At 69.9% G+C, this 15,739-nt stretch carries 15 protein-coding genes; 3 read left to right on the forward strand and 12 right to left on the reverse strand.

Features of this window, described 5'->3' with window-relative positions:
* Positions 1 to 56 precede the first annotated feature (56 nt).
* Positions 57 to 518, forward strand: a complete 462-nt coding sequence (locus AC1Z4A_RS00555) for a GNAT family N-acetyltransferase (protein WP_483675813.1) — start codon at positions 57 to 59, stop codon at positions 516 to 518.
* Positions 519 to 1,037: 519 nt separating this feature from the next.
* Here AC1Z4A_RS00555 and infA read toward each other — a convergent pair.
* The 10 genes from infA to AC1Z4A_RS00605 form a co-directional block, all read right to left on the reverse strand.
* Entirely contained in the window at positions 1,038 to 1,262 is a 225-nt protein-coding gene (gene infA, locus AC1Z4A_RS00560; protein ID WP_483675814.1) for a translation initiation factor IF-1, read from the reverse strand.
* On the reverse strand, positions 1,259 to 2,050 hold the full coding sequence (locus AC1Z4A_RS00565) for a GNAT family N-acetyltransferase (protein ID WP_483675815.1): 792 nt from the start codon (positions 2,048 to 2,050) through the stop codon (positions 1,259 to 1,261). The genes infA and AC1Z4A_RS00565 overlap by 4 nt, the downstream gene beginning before the upstream one ends.
* Positions 2,051 to 2,553: 503 nt before the next feature.
* Positions 2,554 to 2,937: a VOC family protein gene (locus AC1Z4A_RS00570; protein ID WP_483675816.1), complete on the reverse strand. Its 384-nt coding sequence runs from the start codon at positions 2,935 to 2,937 to the stop codon at positions 2,554 to 2,556.
* Between the two features lie 324 nt (positions 2,938 to 3,261).
* Positions 3,262 to 4,179, reverse strand: a complete 918-nt coding sequence (locus tag AC1Z4A_RS00575) for a DUF6891 domain-containing protein (RefSeq protein WP_483675817.1) — start codon at positions 4,177 to 4,179, stop codon at positions 3,262 to 3,264.
* Positions 4,180 to 4,569: 390 nt separating this feature from the next.
* Positions 4,570 to 5,364, reverse strand: a complete 795-nt coding sequence (locus AC1Z4A_RS00580; protein WP_483675818.1) for an MBL fold metallo-hydrolase — start codon at positions 5,362 to 5,364, stop codon at positions 4,570 to 4,572.
* Positions 5,365 to 5,660: 296 nt separating this feature from the next.
* Positions 5,661 to 6,194 carry a GNAT family N-acetyltransferase gene (locus AC1Z4A_RS00585; protein ID WP_483675819.1) on the reverse strand — a complete coding sequence of 178 codons (534 nt, stop codon included), beginning with the start codon at positions 6,192 to 6,194 and terminating at the stop codon, positions 5,661 to 5,663.
* A 202-nt stretch (positions 6,195 to 6,396) separates the two neighbouring features.
* Entirely contained in the window at positions 6,397 to 8,355 is a 1,959-nt protein-coding gene (locus AC1Z4A_RS00590; protein ID WP_483675820.1) for a glycoside hydrolase family 9 protein, read from the reverse strand.
* A 67-nt stretch (positions 8,356 to 8,422) separates the two neighbouring features.
* Positions 8,423 to 9,754 (reverse strand): sensor histidine kinase, encoded by a 1,332-nt coding sequence (locus tag AC1Z4A_RS00595; RefSeq protein WP_483675821.1) that lies wholly within the window; start codon positions 9,752 to 9,754, stop codon positions 8,423 to 8,425.
* Positions 9,754 to 10,428: a response regulator transcription factor gene (locus tag AC1Z4A_RS00600; RefSeq protein WP_483675822.1), complete on the reverse strand. Its 675-nt coding sequence runs from the start codon at positions 10,426 to 10,428 to the stop codon at positions 9,754 to 9,756. Before AC1Z4A_RS00600 ends, AC1Z4A_RS00595 begins: the two co-directional genes overlap by 1 nt.
* Positions 10,429 to 10,439: 11 nt before the next feature.
* Positions 10,440 to 11,030, reverse strand: coding sequence for a serine hydrolase (locus AC1Z4A_RS00605; protein ID WP_483675823.1), 591 nt, complete (start codon positions 11,028 to 11,030; stop codon positions 10,440 to 10,442).
* A gap of 155 nt (positions 11,031 to 11,185) precedes the next feature.
* On the opposite strand from AC1Z4A_RS00605, the gene gltX reads away from it, so the two are divergent.
* On the forward strand, positions 11,186 to 12,559 hold the full coding sequence (gltX, locus tag AC1Z4A_RS00610; protein WP_483683462.1) for a glutamate--tRNA ligase: 1,374 nt from the start codon (positions 11,186 to 11,188) through the stop codon (positions 12,557 to 12,559).
* Between the two features lie 91 nt (positions 12,560 to 12,650).
* Here gltX and AC1Z4A_RS00615 read toward each other — a convergent pair whose 3' ends face one another.
* Positions 12,651 to 13,700 (reverse strand): hypothetical protein, encoded by a 1,050-nt coding sequence (locus AC1Z4A_RS00615; protein ID WP_483675824.1) that lies wholly within the window; start codon positions 13,698 to 13,700, stop codon positions 12,651 to 12,653.
* 313 nt (positions 13,701 to 14,013) lie between these two features.
* Between AC1Z4A_RS00615 and AC1Z4A_RS00620 the strand changes: the two genes are divergently transcribed.
* The gene (locus AC1Z4A_RS00620; RefSeq protein ID WP_483675825.1) at positions 14,014 to 14,952 is read left to right on the forward strand and encodes a PI-PLC domain-containing protein; all 939 of its coding nucleotides are present in this window, start codon (positions 14,014 to 14,016) and stop codon (positions 14,950 to 14,952) included.
* Positions 14,953 to 15,041: 89 nt separating this feature from the next.
* On the opposite strand, the gene AC1Z4A_RS00625 is transcribed toward AC1Z4A_RS00620, so the two are convergent.
* A complete protein-coding gene (locus AC1Z4A_RS00625; RefSeq protein WP_483675826.1) occupies positions 15,042 to 15,683 on the reverse strand; it encodes a nucleoside/nucleotide kinase family protein in 642 nt (213 codons plus the stop codon).
* Positions 15,684 to 15,739 lie beyond the last annotated feature (56 nt).

Raw genomic sequence — 15,739 nt, forward strand, 5'->3', positions numbered from 1 at the left:
GACGACACCAACCTCGCTACTCTCCCCAGGATCAACCGTGCTCCGGGGAGGAACCTGTGCCGCTTGTCCGCCGCGCCACTCCCGGCGATGCTCCTGAACTCGCACGCCTGCGCCGCATCATGCTCGACGCCGACAGGGACGAACCGACACCGGACGGAGTCTGGATCAAAGAGTGCGAGAAGGCATTGCGGAACCTCCTGGAAGCTGATCCACACTTCGCCATGTTCGTCATCGATGCTCCCGACACCGTGGGCAGACTGGCCTCCTGCGCAGGCGTCGGCCTGTCTCCTCGCCTGCCCGGCCGCACTTCCCCCGCCCTGTGGCACGGCGAGATCCATCAGGTCGCCACCGACCCTGCGTACCGTCACAGGGGCTACGCCCGCCGCGTCACCCGCGCCGCCTGGGACTGGCTCGCCGACCAGGGTTGCTCCTCTGCCGCCCTCACCGCCACATCCGGCGGAATCACCCTCTACGAGGAGCTGGGGTTCCAGGCGATCCCGTCCCCCCGCATGGTGTGACGACCGGCCCGGGGAGCCCGGCCGGCCATGGTGTTCACAGGGTGGCGCGGCTCGTGCAGCTCAGTTGGCGCCTGACACCCGAGTCGGCATTGTGAGTGTCAGCGCGGGAAATCAGCCGCCCACCGACACCAGGGACTGGACCCGCCCTGAGGTAGCCCTGGTCCCGGGTGGTGGACCTGACCCGCAACTCTTCATCACCGGCGAAGGCACCGCTTTGCACTCCGACGGCAACCCGTCGGCAATCACCTGGTCGTTGGACTTCGTGGTGCGGAACTCGTATCACGGTCTTGTCGAACGGCCCTGTTCGGCCCTGTTCGGCCGTGTCTGGTGTGACGATTCGACCGTTCGGGATGGTGTGACTACCCGGCCGTGGAGCCGGGGTTCGGCTCGGGCCGGGCCTGCCGGCGGCGGCTGGAGCGGTGGCCGCCGCGGGCGTGTGAGCCGTCATCGGGGCCCCGGTCACGGAAACGCCGTGACCGGGGCCCCGGGATCAGTTACCGCGGAAGGTGCCGACCGCCGCTAGTTCCTGTACCGGAACACGATCCGGCCGCGCGTCAGGTCGTACGGCGGGAGCTCCACCAGCACCCGGTCTTCCAGCATGATCTTGATGTAGTTCTTGCGGATCTTCCCGCTGATGTGCGCGAGCACCTGGTGGCCGTTGCCGAGCTCCACGGTGAACATGGCGCTGCGCAGGCACTCGACGACCTTGCCCTCGGCTTCGATGACGTTCTTGTGCTTCGTCATCGCACCAGCTCCAGGTTGCTGCTCATCGGCCGGGCGCCGATGCCCTCGAACAGTGCCGAGGCTGCTTGGCTGGACTCTTGGACTTCGGTCCAGGCCGCGGTGAACCCGGAGCGGTGCAGCGTCCCCAGCGCGTGGGCCAGCAGTGCCCGCGCGATACCGCGGCGCTGGTCGCCGGCCCGGACCGCGACCAGCCCGATGCGCGGGCGGTTCACCGTCACCACCCGGATCAGACCCAGGTAGCGGTCCGGTGCCGCGGCCACGGCGTATTTCGACGGGTCGGCGATGGTGTCGCCTTCGGGGAGGGCGATCACCTCCGCGGGCATCGACTGCCACCCGGCGGTCGCCCCGACTTGGTCACGGATCGCGCGGTCCACCGCCCGCAGCAGACTCTCGTCCGCCTGGCCGGCGGGCACGATCGTCACGCCCGCAGGCGGCAGGACTTCGTCGAGCCCTGTGACCCGCGGGTCGGTCGGCACGGCGTACTCCCACTCGCGGCGCCGGATCGTGAAACCGGCCCGCCGCCAGCCAGCCGTCAGCTCGACGTCGGCTTCGTCGACCACCGTGTACAGCGGCGCCGGCAGTTCCGCCAGCATCGCCTCGGCGAGCCGGTCGAAGACGGCGTCGTGCCAGGCGTCGATGCTGACGAACAAGCGTCCGTCGGGCCGGTGCTCCGCATGCCCGCGGCCGACCACCAGGTCGTCATCCAGTGCATGCCACTGCCTGTCCGCCACACGCGTGATCATCACCGCGTTCTCGCCCAGGCCGGATATGAAAGGCTTCGTGTTCATCGGAGTCTCCCTCCAGGAGTGCCTCGATCTCAGGCGCTCCCGGCGACACCGAACGTCAGCCGCCGGACCGTGACGGGTTGAGGGAGCACCCACGGGTAACTGTGTTCACGGGGCTCACCTCCATACGACGAACTTCGGGCCCGGCGTTCGGCTTGAAGCAGCCAGATACGCGGTACGTTCGGGAACGTCGGGCGGGAGTCGGAACCTCCACTCCTTGCGTGGCTGCAACGGCTCGATCCGCTCCCACAGCTCATCCGGCACGATCCACGACGATGCCCCCGCTGAGGCCTATCCGTGGGTCGCGCCTCCACCTGCGTAGCTCCCAATCCGGTGCCGGCGGCCCCACCTACGACCAGCTCTACGCGGAGACCCGCCGCCGCAACATCCGCGGCCGCTCGTCGATGCACAAGACGGAACTCACTCGCAAGCTCGGACGCTGACACCGACGAGCGAACCCCGGGACCCACTCGAACGGCGAGCGGCTTGGCACGGGACGCACGTGGTCACAGGGGCTGAAGCCGGGTGTGCAGGAGGCAGAATTCGTTGTCTTCCGGGTCGGCCAGGACGTGCCAGCTCTCAGTGCCGGTCTGACCGACGTCGACGGGCCTGGCGCCGAGGGCGAGCAGCCGCTCCAGCTCGGCGTCCTGGTCGCGGTCGGTGGCGTTGACGTCGATATGCAGTCGGAGCTTCCCGGTCCGCGGGTCGCTGCTGGGGCTCAAGACGAGGGTGGGCTGCGGGCCGCCGAAGCCGGTGTCGGGCGGCCCGATCTCGATGCTTCCGTCGTCCTCCCGGCCGAGTTCGACGTAGCCGAGGACCTCGCTCCAGAATGCGGCGAGCCGTTCGGGGTCGGCGCAGTCGATGACCAGCTCACTGATGCGGCATGCCATAGCCCGTCAGTGTACGTAGGCAATCCCGAGAGCCGATCGTCGGCCGCGTGCTGAAGGGCGACGCGCTACGCGATTGCCGGGTGGGACCAGCTGCGGCCTTTGCTGCCGACGTCCTCGACGGGCCGTCCCCGGTTGGACGACCGCATGGTCTTGAACGGCATCGTGCGGAAGTTCCGCACCGGGGTGGCTCCGGCAGGACCTGCCCGAGCGATACGGGTCGTAGGCCACCCTGCTCGACGCGATACGACAAGACTGCCGAGCGTACCCGGCAGCCCGTCACCCTCGCCTCACTCCTCATGTGGGTGTGATCTTTGACGTCGATCCCTAGCCGACCAGGCGGCGGCGCCAGTCCAGAGGGGTGATGGTGATGGCCCGGCCGGGGTCACGGTCCCACTCGGTGTGAAGGCCGGCTGCTTCGAGGGAAGCCACGACCTCGTGGCCGATGGCTGCGGTGGTCTCGGACGAGCCGTCGAAGCCGCCGTAGAGGAGCATCAGTCCGTGGCCGGCTGCGGCGGAGTCCGTGCACTGGGTGTGGAAGTAGACATAGCCGCGGGCGTCGGGCCCGCCTTCGCCGCCGATCTCGGCCTCGCCGCAGCTACGGCAACAGGTGAAGTTCTCGCGGGCGGTGATACCGGCCTCCTGCAAGGCGGTGAACGCGCGGGTGAGCCGCTCAGGGTCGGTCTCGCCCTGCCACGCGGCTTGCTCCGCGACGCGCTCCAGCCACAGCCGGTCGGCCAGTGCCTGTGCCTGCTCGCGCGAGACGGGCCGGCGGTCCTTGGTGACCAGGTACTCCTCGGCAAGCTCGGCCAGTTCGGCGCGGGAGGCGTAGCCGCCGACCAGCACCTCGCAGACGCGCTTCTCCAACTCGTCGCGCTCGTCGTCGTTGAGGTCGAGCGGTGGCACCTCGTGGGTGGGGCCCATGTCCAGCAGCGACCAGGCCAGACCATCGTCCCATCCGGCCTCCTGGCGGGCCCAGCCGGTGATCGCTGCGATCACGGCCTCGGGCCTGTCGGCCGTCGCCTGGAAGTGCCGGTCGGCGGCACCGTCGCGGTGCTCCAGTGTGTAGTCACCACCGGCCTGGTGCCAGACCTGGGCGAAGACGTCAGGCAGGTCGGGTATCCGCTGGACCACCAGGAACCGGTCACCGTCACCGCCGATTCGCCGGACCAACCCGGCCAGCTCCTCGGAGGACACACGGACGTGCCGCTCCCAGTTCTCCGTCTTCACCACGATCTCAAGCATGCGCAGACTCTGGCACACCATGTAACTGCTCTCGACCAGCCTTGGTCCTGGGTGATCGTTGGCCGAGGTTTGACGGCAACCTCTAACTGAGCGTTTGGTCCTGTTTGCAGGCATTGTGCCGAGGTTTTCCCACCTCGGCAGTCCGAGGCAGGACGGGCAAGTGGGGTGGCTGACCATGCTGCAACAGCAGAGGGATGTCTCGCTCCGGCACCTCCTGTCTCATCCCAACGCCGCCCCACGCGCGGGGATGTGTCCGCCGACCGGGCCGGTCCGGCTGTCGTAGGGGCAGGCCCGCGCCTTGCTCGACGTGCACACGTCCGTCGGCGGCACGGCGGAAACGGGCACCAGCAGGCCATTGACCAGGATGAATACAGAAGTTCTGGCGCGGTACTAGACGGCGACGAAACGTCGGTTGCCGTCCGCAGCGATGATGCGGCCGAAGCGCATACCGGGGAAGTGGGCAGCGACCAGCAGGTCGTCGGCATCGGCGGCTTCGTCGGCGATACGGTTGCGCACGGCGGAGGCGGCGGCGGGGTCGACGTCCCAGATCACCTGCCAGTCGCGCTCGCTGAACTGGACCACCGAGTGGACCACGTCCCCCAGCAGCAGCGCGCGGCGCCCGCCGGAGGAGACCACGTACACGGTCGTGCCGGGGGTATGGCCGGGCATGTGGAGGGCGTCGACACCGGGAGCGAGGGTGAAGTCGGCGTCGAACAGCTCCAGTTGGTCCCGGAGCGGGGTGAGCTTGTCGACGGCTTCGGGCTGGGCGGCGTCACCTGTCACAAAGTACTGCCAATCGGCGCGGTGGGCGCGGTAAGTGGCGCGGGGGAAGATGGGCCGGCCGTCGACGGCGGCCCAGCCGATGTGATCGAAGTGCAGGTGGGTGAAGACCACATCGGTCACGTCGTCGGGAGTGACACCGTGGGCGGCGAGCGAATTGAGCAACCGGCCCCCGCGGTACTTGCCGTCGTCGAACGGCCCGACCCCGGCGTCGACCAGGACGGTCCGCTCCCCGCTGCGCACGAGAAAGCCGCCCAGGGGCAGGCCGAGGCTCCCGTCCGCCTCCCGGTGGTGCTCGTGGCAGGCCCACGGGTCGTCCACGCCGGGGCGGGTGAGGATCTCCGCGGCAATCTCGGTGCCCACCCCGTCCGTGATCGCCAGAACCTCGATGTCGCCGATCTTCATGTATGCCCTCCCGCAGCCGTCATGAGCCCACACCGAACCGAACAGCCGTTCTTGGGCCATCGGCTTCAACCGTCCTCGACGGCGGGGGATTCCCACAGGAGACGATCTTTTGTCGAGGCTCACCGGGCGCCGCCGTCGAGCGGGGCAGGGCCTGATCAGACGAGCTTTCCCAACCGGTCAGCCTCCTCCACTGCCACCGGAAACACCGGAGCCCGCGCCAGTCGGGCTACTGCCGCCCCGGCTACCCTCCGGGTCGCCAACTGGTGCCCCCGTTCGTCCCGGGGAGGCTGTCGGCCTCAAGCCCCGCGGACGATCCGGTACAGCACATTCGGGCGCAGTGGCCCTTCGGGCGCGGCGGGGTCGTCGAAGTCATCGGCCGGGTCACGGGTCATGCCGATTCGGCGCATCACCGCCTGAGAACGGAGGTTGGTAGCCGTTGTCACAGCGAGGATCTCGGGAAGCTCAAGCATGTCGAAGCCGTAGGCCAGGACTGCCAGCGCGGCCTCGGTGGCGAAGCCGTGACCCCAGGCCGATCGGGCGAGCCGCCAGCCGATCTCCACACCGGCGAACGGCATGCCGTCATCCACCTGATCCAGGCCCGCGAAGCCGATGAACTCGCCCGTGGCCTGTACCTCAACGGCCCACCACCCGTAGCCTCGCCGGTCGAACTCGGCCTGGAACCGCGCCATGGAGGCATCGCTCTGTTCACGGGTGAGCAGGTCACCCAAGTGCTCTCGAACCTCGGGATCGGCGTTCATCGCCGCCCATGGTTCACGGTCGGAGTCACGCCATCGGCGGAGGGTGAGGCGTTCGGTGTGCAGTTCAGCCATGCTGCTCAGCCAACGCGAGCTCTCCCCCCGAGGCAATCCCTTTTCCCCAGGGCGACACCGAGCGGCTGCCTCCTCGATCGCGCGCCGGATACCCCTTGTCAATTTCCGAGCTTGTTGTTTGACCGCGCGCTTTCATCAAGCGGACCGCCCGGCGTCGCCGGACGGTCACCAACGTTGCCGCGACGGCAACACGCTCCCCCGGTCAGCTTGCGGTGAGGGCGAAGGCCAGCAGCGCCACCGAGGTGAAGTCCAGTGCCGCTTCCGCCGTCTGCCAGGCGTCCATTTTGTCGAGGTAGCCGGCGCCCTTGCCGTCGAAATCCTTCCAGGACGCGCCTCCCGGCGGGCCGGCCGCGCACTTCTTCATGGTGGGGAAGGTGTTCAGGTTGTCCGGGTCCTCCAGTTCCTTCGCGGCGTTGGGGCCGTTGACCACCGCGCCGCGCAGGATCTCGCCCTTGCCGTCCAGGCTGCCCGCGAGGTTCGCGACCTGGTGCGAGGGGCAGTGCGGGAAGGTCTGGCCCGCGCCGACCATGAACGACGTTCCCCAGGGGTTGGCCCCCAGCGCCCAGCCGCGCTGCCGGGCCGCGAAGGCGTCGTAGTGGTGGTCGCCGGTGGCCTTCGCGTAGAGCCTGGCCGTGACGACGAGGCCGAAGGTGTGGGGCACGGCGTCGGCCTCGTTGTAGACCGCGCCTGCCGCGAAGGGGTCCTTGGCCGCCCGGGCCGTGCCCTCGTCGAGCTGGCGGCGCAGGTCTGCGCGCAGCTCGTTGGGGGAAATGCCTTGCGCGTCGGCCCCGTTGAGGGCGGTCAGGAGATCCGTGTGGGCCAGGGCGCTGACGTCTGCAACACCCAGAGTGCCCTTGTCGTCGGAGGCCAGATACCCCCTGGCCCAGTGCGCGGCCTGCCGGCGCCAGGTGTCCGCACGGCCGTCACCGAGGGCCTGGGCCGCCAGCGTCAGCTCGGTGGCGCCGAACTCCATGTCGTCCTGCCAGAGTTCTTCGGGGTAGAAGTCGTGCGGGAATGCGGTCACCAGCTTGCCCTGGTGGGCGGTGTCGGCGCGCTCGTAGACGGCCGCTGCCTTCGTCAGCCACTCCCTGGCGGCGTCGGGGACGTCGTGTGCCTGCTGTTGTGCGGCGAGTGCGAAGACGGCTGCCGTCCTGCCTGCGAGGTTGGGGCTGATCGGGGCGCCGGGGTCGGCGGCGCGGAAGACGGGGCGGTGCTTGATCGTGCGGTCGGGGTGACCGGCCGGGACGTCGAGGGCGTCGTCCTCCTCGGGCAGCCGCCAGACGTCGTGGTCGGTACGGACGTTGTCGTTCCCGGCTCCGATGCCCACCTGGGCGTAGAGCGTGCCCGTCCTGCCGTCCCACATCTTGTCCAGCCAGGCCAGCCCGTGCCGGGTTTCGTCGGACAGGCCTGCTGCAGTGGGCATCGAGCGCTGGGCGAGGAGGAGTTCGGCGACGGCGTAGGAGGTGGTGTGGGTGAACTTGAGGAAGTCCCCGGCGTCGAAGAAACCTCCGGCGACGTCGACCGGACCGCCGACGGGGGTGAGCCGCTCGTCGAGCAGCTTCTTGCCGGTGTCGTCGTAGTGCGGGGCGGCGTAGACCGTGGCCTGCCGGTCGGCGAGGTGGGAGGGCTTGCGGGACAGGACGTCGGACGGCACGTCGGCGCCGTCGCGCTGGGTGCGGAAGAACCGGACGTTGTCCTGGACCAAGGGTGCCATCAGGTCGCGGGCCGGGGCGATCGTGAAGGCGGGCGAGCTTCCGGAGGCCATGCCGGTCAGTTCGAGGCGGTAGGTGCCGGGGGTGTCGACCGCCGACAGGTCGACGGTGCGCACTGAGGTGTAGGTGTCGTTCCAATGCCCGGTGCGGGCGCCGAGTCGTCCGGAGCGGATCGTCCGGCCTTGTGCGTCGACGATGGTGAAGCCCGCCCCGTCAAGGGCCTGCTCGGATCCCATGACGAAGGCCTGTTTGGCCTCGCCCACGGCATAGCCGGCCTGATTGACCCGGACGACCGCGCGCGGGCCGGCCGCGTCGGGAGCCGAGCCCCGGGCGGGCAGGGCGTAGGTCACAGCGCCCGCGCCGACGACGGCAGCCACCAGGAGCACGGCCGTACGGGGCCGGGGGCGGCGCCGGGGGAAGAGGCGGGGTTGACGGGAGGGAACAGTCATGCGCTCACCTTGGTGAACGCACCATGAGATGACGATGAGGAAGGTGATGCCGCCGTCGCGGTGCCGGTCACCCGGCCCGTTCCTCCTCGTACGGCGGCAGCCGCAGTTCGGCGAGCAGGCCGCCGCCGGGCGCGTCCGAGAGCCGGGCGCTCCCGCCGTGCAGCTCCGCGACCCAGCGGACGATGGCCAGGCCCGTTCCGGTACCGGAGCCGCTGCCGACGCCGCGGCGGAAGACCTTGTCGCGGTCCCGGGCCGGCACGCCCGGACCGTGGTCCCGGACGGCGACCACCCCGGCAGCGACCGTCACCTCGACGGGCCCATGCGGGGAGCAGGGCCCGGCGCTGCCGTGCCGCAGCGCGTTCTCCACCAGGTTGCGGACGGCCTGGGCCAGCAGTTCCGGGTCGCCGCGGACGATCGCCGGTTCGGTGCTGACGCTCACCCCCGTACGGTCGGGCAGCTCCTCGACGGTCAGCTCGACCACCTGGTCCAGCCGCAGCGGCGTGAGTTCGACGTCCTGGATGCCGGCCTCCACCCGCGCGCGGGCCAGCAGTCCGGTCACCAGCCGGCTCAGCCGGTCGATGAGGCCGAGAGCCGTGCCCAGGGCGGCGGGTGCCCGTTCCCGGGCCGCGTTGCCCTGTTCCACCACGAGACGCAGTGTGGCCAGTGGGGTCCGCAGTTCATGGGCGGCCTCGGCGAGGAACTGCTCCTGCTGCTCCAGCCCGCGCAGGGCGGGCCGCATCGCGCGCCGGGACAGCAGATGCCCGGCCGTGGCCGCGACGGCGACCAGCGCCGCGCAGCCCAGCGCGAGCCGTTGCACCAGCGCGTCGTGGCCGTGCTCCTCCTGGGCGGGGTCCATGCCGACGAGGACGGCCGCGTCGATCCGCTCGTCCCAGACGGGGGAGGCCGCCCACCGGAGCCGTCGGCCGTCACCGGCCGCGGCGGTGAACCGGACGACGGTCTCCTCGTCCGTCACCAACTGCTGCCAGATCCCGTCGAGTTCGGACCGGCCCGGGAGTGCGGCCGCGTTCCCTGCCACCACGCGGGCGTCGGGCGCCCGGCCCGATGCCGACGCCGGCCGGAGGATGGCGACCGCTTCCACGCCCTCGACGAGTTCGTCTTCGCGCAGGGGCTCGAGATGCACGGTTCCGCTGCTGGACCAGACCGCTCGCGACAGACCGATGGCGCGGACGCCGACCTCGTGATCCAGAGCGGCCTTGCGGGAATCGCGGTCGAGCCCGGCGGCGAACGTCGCGAGGGCCACCAGGCACAGGGCCGTCGTCCCGGCGAACAGCAGCGTCGTCACCCAGCGGCTGCGGTGCAGCCGTGCCACGGCGCGGGACGCCTTGCGCGGCGTCAGCGGCATCCGCAGCATCCGCGTCATCAGCGGCATTCGCGGCATCAGCCGTCCGCCTGCGGGTCCGTGAGCCGGTAGCCGGCGCCCCGGACCGTCTCGATCACCTGCGGCTCGCCGAGCCGGCGCCGCAGCTGGCCGATGAGGACGTCCACGACGTTGGACATCGGCTCGCTCCACTCGTCCCAGCACCGCTCGATCAGCTCGGTACGGGTCACCACCTCGCCGACGCGCAGCATCAGCACCTCCAGGACCGCGAGTTCCTTGGCGGTGAGGCTCAGCAGCATGCCGGACCGGCGCACCCTGCGCCGCGGCAGGTCGAGTTCCACATCCCCCGCCCGCAGCAGCGGCGGGCGGCTGGGCTGGCCGCGCCTGCACAGGGTCCGGACGCGGGCGACCAGCTCGGCGAAGGCGAAGGGTTTGACGAGGTAGTCGTCGGCCCCGTGCTCGAAGCCCGTGACCCTGTCGCCGACCGAGTCCAGGGCCGTCAGGAGCAGGACGGGCAGCACGGATCCCGCTGCGCGCAGGGCGCCGAGGAGTTCCAGCGCATCGCCGTCGGGCACCATCCGGTCGGCGACCACGCAGTCGTAGGTGTTGACTGCGAGCTTGAGGTCGGCGTCGGCGAGCGTGGGGGCGAGGTCTGCGGCGAAGCCCGCGTCCCGCAGCCCGGTGGCGAGGACGGGGCCCAGCTCGGGGTCGTCCTCCAGGATCAATATGCGCATGAGGGGCAACCCTAAAGCCGGTCGGCCGTGTCCGCCGGGCCGCCGACCAGGCGCGTGCGGGTGAGGGCGAAGGCCAGGCCGTGCTCGCGGTCGGGGAAGGCGATACCGCCACCGCTGCCGTGGTGGCCGAAGGCCGTGAGCGCACCGCCCGTCGCGGGCAGGCCCAGGAAGTAGCCGAGCCCCTTGGCGTACTGGTCGAGGAGCACGTGGTCCTTGCCGTCGACGGCCATGCGTGCGGCGAGTTCCATGCGCTCCTGGGGGACCAGCCGCACGCCATCGACCCCGCCCAGCAGTGCGGCGTACATGCGTGCGGCTGCGCGGGCGGTCGTGGTGCCGCATGCGGGCAGGTCCGCGAGCAGGTAGTCGCGGCGGTTGGCCAGCTCGGCGGTGGTCCACACGCTGTGGTTCGGCACGACGAGGCGGCGGAAGGGGGCGGACGGCGGAATGGTCTCCAGCCAGGCGGCCCAGTTGCCTTCCACGAGCGGTGCGGTGCGCGCCGGCTCGCTCTCGGGCAGTCCGAAGAACAGCTCGTCGGCGACGCCGAGCGGCTCCGTGACGTAGGTGCGCAGGGCTTCGGACGGGGTCAGGCCGCAGACCGTCATAATTTTGATCCTCCACCGGCTTGCCGTTCAGCCACGACCAGAGGTCGGCCACACAGGGATGACGACAAATCAGTGCTGGGCACGGGCAGCGCACCACTAGCCTAGGGCCCATGTCCCACACCATCCGCGTCCGATTCGCCCCGTCGCCGACGGGCATGTTCCACGTCGGCGGAGCCCGGTCCGCCCTGTTCAACTGGGCCCTCGCGCGACAGCAGCAGGGCAAGTTCGTTCTGCGGATCGAGGACACTGATGCGGAACGCAACCGCCCTGAGTGGGTGGACGGCATCATCAGCGCCTTGACGGCGATCGGGATCGGCAAGGACGACTCCGCGTTCGAGGGGCCGAACTTCCAGTCGCACAACACCGAAGCGCAGCGCGAGGCCGCCTTGCGGCTGTACGCCGAGGGCAAGGCGTACTACTGCGACTGCCGGCGGGAGGATCTGGTCGAGCGGACCGGGTCGCAGCACCTCGGGTACGACGGCTTCTGCCGCGAGCGGGGCCTGGAGTACGTGGAGGGGCGTGCGTTGCGGTTCCGTACTCCGGACGACGGGGCGACGGTCGTCGACGATGTCGTCCGCGGGCGGACGGAGTTCCCGAATGCATCCCTCGAGGACTTCGTGATCGCCCGGGGGAACGGCTCGCCGGTCTTCGTACTGGCCAACGCCGTGGACGACATCCGCGAGCGCATTACGCACGTCGTCCGCGGCGAGGAACACCTGTCGAACACCCCCAAGCAGCAGCTCCTGTGGCACGCGCTCGACGCCGAGCCGCCGGTGTGGGCGCACCTTCCGGTGATCGTCAACGAGAAGCGGCAGAAGCTGTCCAAGCGCCGGGACAAGGTGGCGCTGGAGGACTACCTCGCCGACGGTTACCTGCCGGACGCGATGGTCAACTACCTGATGCTCCTTGGCTGGGGCCCGGGCGACGACGTGGAGATCCGGCCCTGCAAGGAGCTGGAGAAGCTGTTCCGCCTGGAGGACGTGAACAAGGGCTCGGCGTTCTTCGACGTGAAGAAGCTCTCGGCCTTCAACGGCGAGTACATCCGTGCCCTGCCGCTGGAGCGGTTCATCGCCGAGTGCCGTCGGTGGCTTCAGGCCCCGTACGCACCGTGGGCCCCCGAGAGGTTCGACGAGTCGGTGTTCGAGGCCGTGGCCGGCCTGGCGCAGACGCGGCTGACCGTGCTGTCGGAGATCACGGAGTACGTGGACTGGCTGTTCCTGGAGACCCCGCCGCAGGACGAGGCCTCGTGGGCCAAGGCCATGAAGGCGGGGGCCCGCGAGGTGCTCGTGTCGGTTCGGGCGCAGTGGGGTGCGTGCGACTGGACAGCGGACGGGCTCAAGGCCGGGCTGGAGGCTGCGGCGACAGAGCACGGGCTGAAACTGGGCAAGGCGCAGGCCCCCGTGCGTGTCGCGGTGACCGGTCGCACGGTGGGCCTGCCTCTGTTCGAGTCGGTGGAGGTCCTGGGGCGCGAGCGGGCTCTCGCCCGGATTGAGGCGGCGATCGAGCAGTTGCTGCGCGAGAGCACATGAGATGAGGCGAACGGGCTGACGCGCTCACCGCAGAACAACTACGGCCTCCATCGCCGCCAAGATGCCACCGAGCCGTCGGCTGCCGACCGGGTCAGTGGTCCAGGGCGCCGGTGATGCCGTGCGCCTCTTCGAGGACCTGCGCGGCACCGGCGCGGTCGGTCTCCTCCAGCCAGGGGTAGTCGCTCGCCCGGTAGTCGGGGAAGCGGAGGACGTCATCGGTGTCGATCCAGCGGCCCCCGGCGCCCGGGAAGCACTGGTCACGCCACCCCCGGGTGCCGGTCACCCTGCGGACGACGCCGCGGGGCGGCTGCCCGGACTCCTGCTTCTTGTAGCTGCTCCAGTACCTCCAGTACCCGCGGACCCAGGTCTCCCGGTCGGCCTCCAGCTCCCGGGCCCGCGTGGCGTCGATCTCGCGGAGCTCCAGCTGCTCGGGGTGCGGCGCGGGTTCGCCTTCCCACCGGGTGGTGCCGATGAAGACGACCCGCGGGCGCGAGACGGACTCGGGAAACCAGCCCCACTCAAGGGCGGAGAAGTACTCCCACCGGTCACCCTCACGCCGCCACAGATCCGTGGGGCGGTCATCGTCTCCGGCGATGAAGTAGCGGAACGGGCTGCCGGGCCGCGCGTCGTCCAGTCCGCACCGGCCCAGCTCCGTCATGCCGGGCCGGCCCGTGAGCCGCTCCAGCACGGCGTCGGCCTCGGCTGCCGGCACCCGCTGCCAGTCGTGGTCCTCGTCGTCGGCGCCCGGCCGGGAGAGGATGGTCGTCGATATCCACTGACGGTCCCGGCTGGAGAACTCGCACCGCGTCTCCTCCGGGCTCCGCCGCCGCCGGATCACGCTCACGGGTATCCGCTCCCCGTCCGGCCCGGCCTCGTACCGCACCCAGTACTCGGCCCAGCCCTGCCGGTCGGCCTGCAACGCGGCGGCCCTGCCCGGGGAAACGGGGTGCAGCACGTCCTTTTCCGGGGCCGAGGTCACCCTGCGCCGCTCCCCGGCCGGCCGCCAGGCCCACTCGGCCGTCGACCAGTACTCCCAGGCCCTGCCGCCACGGGCGCAGCGCCACAGTGCGGAGGGGCGTTCGCGTTCGGGAGTGCTGCTGTCCCGCAGCTCGATGAAGAAGTCGTACAGGCCGGATTTCACGCGCCACCCCCGTGGACACAGTCGTTCCGGGCCCCGTGCGTCCACATCTGGGTGGGCGCACCAGGGGCCCACCGCCCGGCGGGAGCCGGAGCGTGGGAACGATCTTATGCCCTGGGCTCAGGGTCCCAGGTCAGGTGGGGTGTCGTGGGGGTTCGGCGTCCGGTTGCCCGGATTTCATTCATCACCCACTTATCACATGTCAACGCGCAGTTGATGAGATCGGCATTCCGCTTCAGGACACCGACATGAAGGGGTACCTGTCTTGACCACTCACCTTCGACGTGGCTCCGGCCCGCGGACGGTACTGGCGCTGATGGCGGCACTGTGCGGAATCCTCGGTGCCACCGCGCTCGGTACGACCCCGGCGGCAGCAGCCGATCAGCGTCACGCGATCTACGCCATCGCGCACCGAGTCGACACCCTGGACGGCGTGGACGCCGCGCTCAAGCACGGCGCCAACGGCATCGAGATCGACGTCTGTGCCTGGTGGAATCCGAACGAATGGCGTGCTTATCACGACTGTTCCTCGGCCGGTGACAACCGGCGGGGCCCCAGCTTCGACAGCATGATCGACCGCATTGTCTCCAACGCCAAAGCAGGGCACCGGCTGGCGCTGGTCTGGCTGGACATCAAGGACCCGAACTACTGCGGAGAGGCGCAGAACCGCGGGTGCAGCGTCGCCGGGCTGCGTGACAAGGCGCAGAGGCTGACGGCTGCCGGGATCCAGGTGCTCTACGGTTTCTACGAGTATCACGGCGGCAGCAACCCGGACGTCGGCGGCAGGGGCTGGAAGAGCCTGGAAGGCAAGCTCGGCGGGCTGGAGGGCATCACGACGACCGGGACCCGCGATCAGGTCCGAGGCGCCTACAACCGGTCCGGTTCCGGATTCCCGGCCGGTCACCGGGCGATGGACTACGGCGACAGTGATATCGCCAAGGGGTTCGGCAACTGCACGGAGGCCACCCGCAACACGTGCGCGGAACTGAAGAAGGGCGCCGCTGACCGTGCCGCCGGACAGCTCGCGGCCACGCTGTCCTGGACGACCACCTACAACGATCCGTGGTACGTCGACAAACTGCTGGGCGACGCGCGCGTGGACGGCATCATCGCCGGCTACGGTGCCTTCACCGGCGTGCGCGAGTACGACGACAGCTGGCAGTGCGCCAACGCCGTCAAGCTTGTCCGTGACTGGGTGAACCGCCACGGCGCCACCCATCGCATGGCCACCAGCGGTGACCGCCTGTTCAGGTAGCGGACAGCCTCGGGCCGGGGTCCATACCACCTGCGCCCATGGCCCCCTCAGACCGTCGGCCGGGATCCCGGCCGACGGTTTTTCCGACGTCACGGTGTCACGACCTGCGGACGCGCGAACACCGAGTTGTCGATGACAACATCCATCATCGGCAACGGGTCGACTTCCTGAAGATAGATACGCTCGGCCACCAGATACCTGTTGCGGTGGATCGACTCCGCTTCGGTTCCGGCCCAGTCCTCGTCACGCTCGACACCCCGCTGAACGGACAGCTCTGCATCCACCTGCAACCAGATGCGGAAGTCCCAGTACTCGTTGATCTCGGGGCGGAAGGCGAAGACACCATCCACGATCAGCACCGTATCCGCCCCAAGCGGCGTCACTTCGGATGAGTGATCTCGTTGGGTCAGTGGGTCGATGCTGCACAGCGCACAGGCTGTCGCTCCCGATGACCGGCAGGGATCCAGCAGCAGGCGCGTGACCGCCTCATAGTCATACGCGTTGCGGTAGTACCCCTCACCGGACTCCCGGTCATAGAGGTGCCGGTCCCTCCACGGCTTCTTGAAGTCGTCGAGAGTCGTCCGAAGCACTGGTCGCCCCGCAGCACTGATCCACTCGGCCAGTTCATGCCCGAAGCTCGTCTTCCCAGCAGCGGTGCAGCCGTCGACCCCCACGAGCAGGCGGCCCTGACCGAGAGCCAGGATGCGCTTGGCGATCTCTTCGACCAGCATGCTGCGCTCGACGGAGGCCGCCGGAGGAGAGGGCTGCCTCCAGGACGAAGCCGAAT

The sequence above is a fragment of the Streptomyces sp. 17_S59 genome, assembly GCF_056930295.1.

Coding starts and splice junctions, on each gene's coding strand:
- infA (WP_483675814.1), bottom strand. CDS start 1,262: ATGACGAAGCACAAGAACGTCATCGAAGCCGAGGGCAAGGTCGTCGAG.
- AC1Z4A_RS00565 (WP_483675815.1), bottom strand. CDS start 2,050: ATGAACACGAAGCCTTTCATATCCGGCCTGGGCGAGAACGCGGTGATG.
- AC1Z4A_RS00570 (WP_483675816.1), bottom strand. CDS start 2,937: ATGGCATGCCGCATCAGTGAGCTGGTCATCGACTGCGCCGACCCCGAA.
- AC1Z4A_RS00575 (WP_483675817.1), bottom strand. CDS start 4,179: ATGCTTGAGATCGTGGTGAAGACGGAGAACTGGGAGCGGCACGTCCGT.
- AC1Z4A_RS00580 (WP_483675818.1), bottom strand. CDS start 5,364: ATGAAGATCGGCGACATCGAGGTTCTGGCGATCACGGACGGGGTGGGC.
- AC1Z4A_RS00585 (WP_483675819.1), bottom strand. CDS start 6,194: ATGGCTGAACTGCACACCGAACGCCTCACCCTCCGCCGATGGCGTGAC.
- AC1Z4A_RS00590 (WP_483675820.1), bottom strand. CDS start 8,355: ATGACTGTTCCCTCCCGTCAACCCCGCCTCTTCCCCCGGCGCCGCCCC.
- AC1Z4A_RS00595 (WP_483675821.1), bottom strand. CDS start 9,754: ATGCCGCGAATGCCGCTGATGACGCGGATGCTGCGGATGCCGCTGACG.
- AC1Z4A_RS00600 (WP_483675822.1), bottom strand. CDS start 10,428: ATGCGCATATTGATCCTGGAGGACGACCCCGAGCTGGGCCCCGTCCTC.
- AC1Z4A_RS00605 (WP_483675823.1), bottom strand. CDS start 11,030: ATGACGGTCTGCGGCCTGACCCCGTCCGAAGCCCTGCGCACCTACGTC.
- gltX (WP_483683462.1), top strand. CDS start 11,186: ATGTTCCACGTCGGCGGAGCCCGGTCCGCCCTGTTCAACTGGGCCCTC.
- AC1Z4A_RS00620 (WP_483675825.1), top strand. CDS start 14,014: ATGGCGGCACTGTGCGGAATCCTCGGTGCCACCGCGCTCGGTACGACC.
- AC1Z4A_RS00625 (WP_483675826.1), bottom strand. CDS start 15,683: ATGCTGGTCGAAGAGATCGCCAAGCGCATCCTGGCTCTCGGTCAGGGC.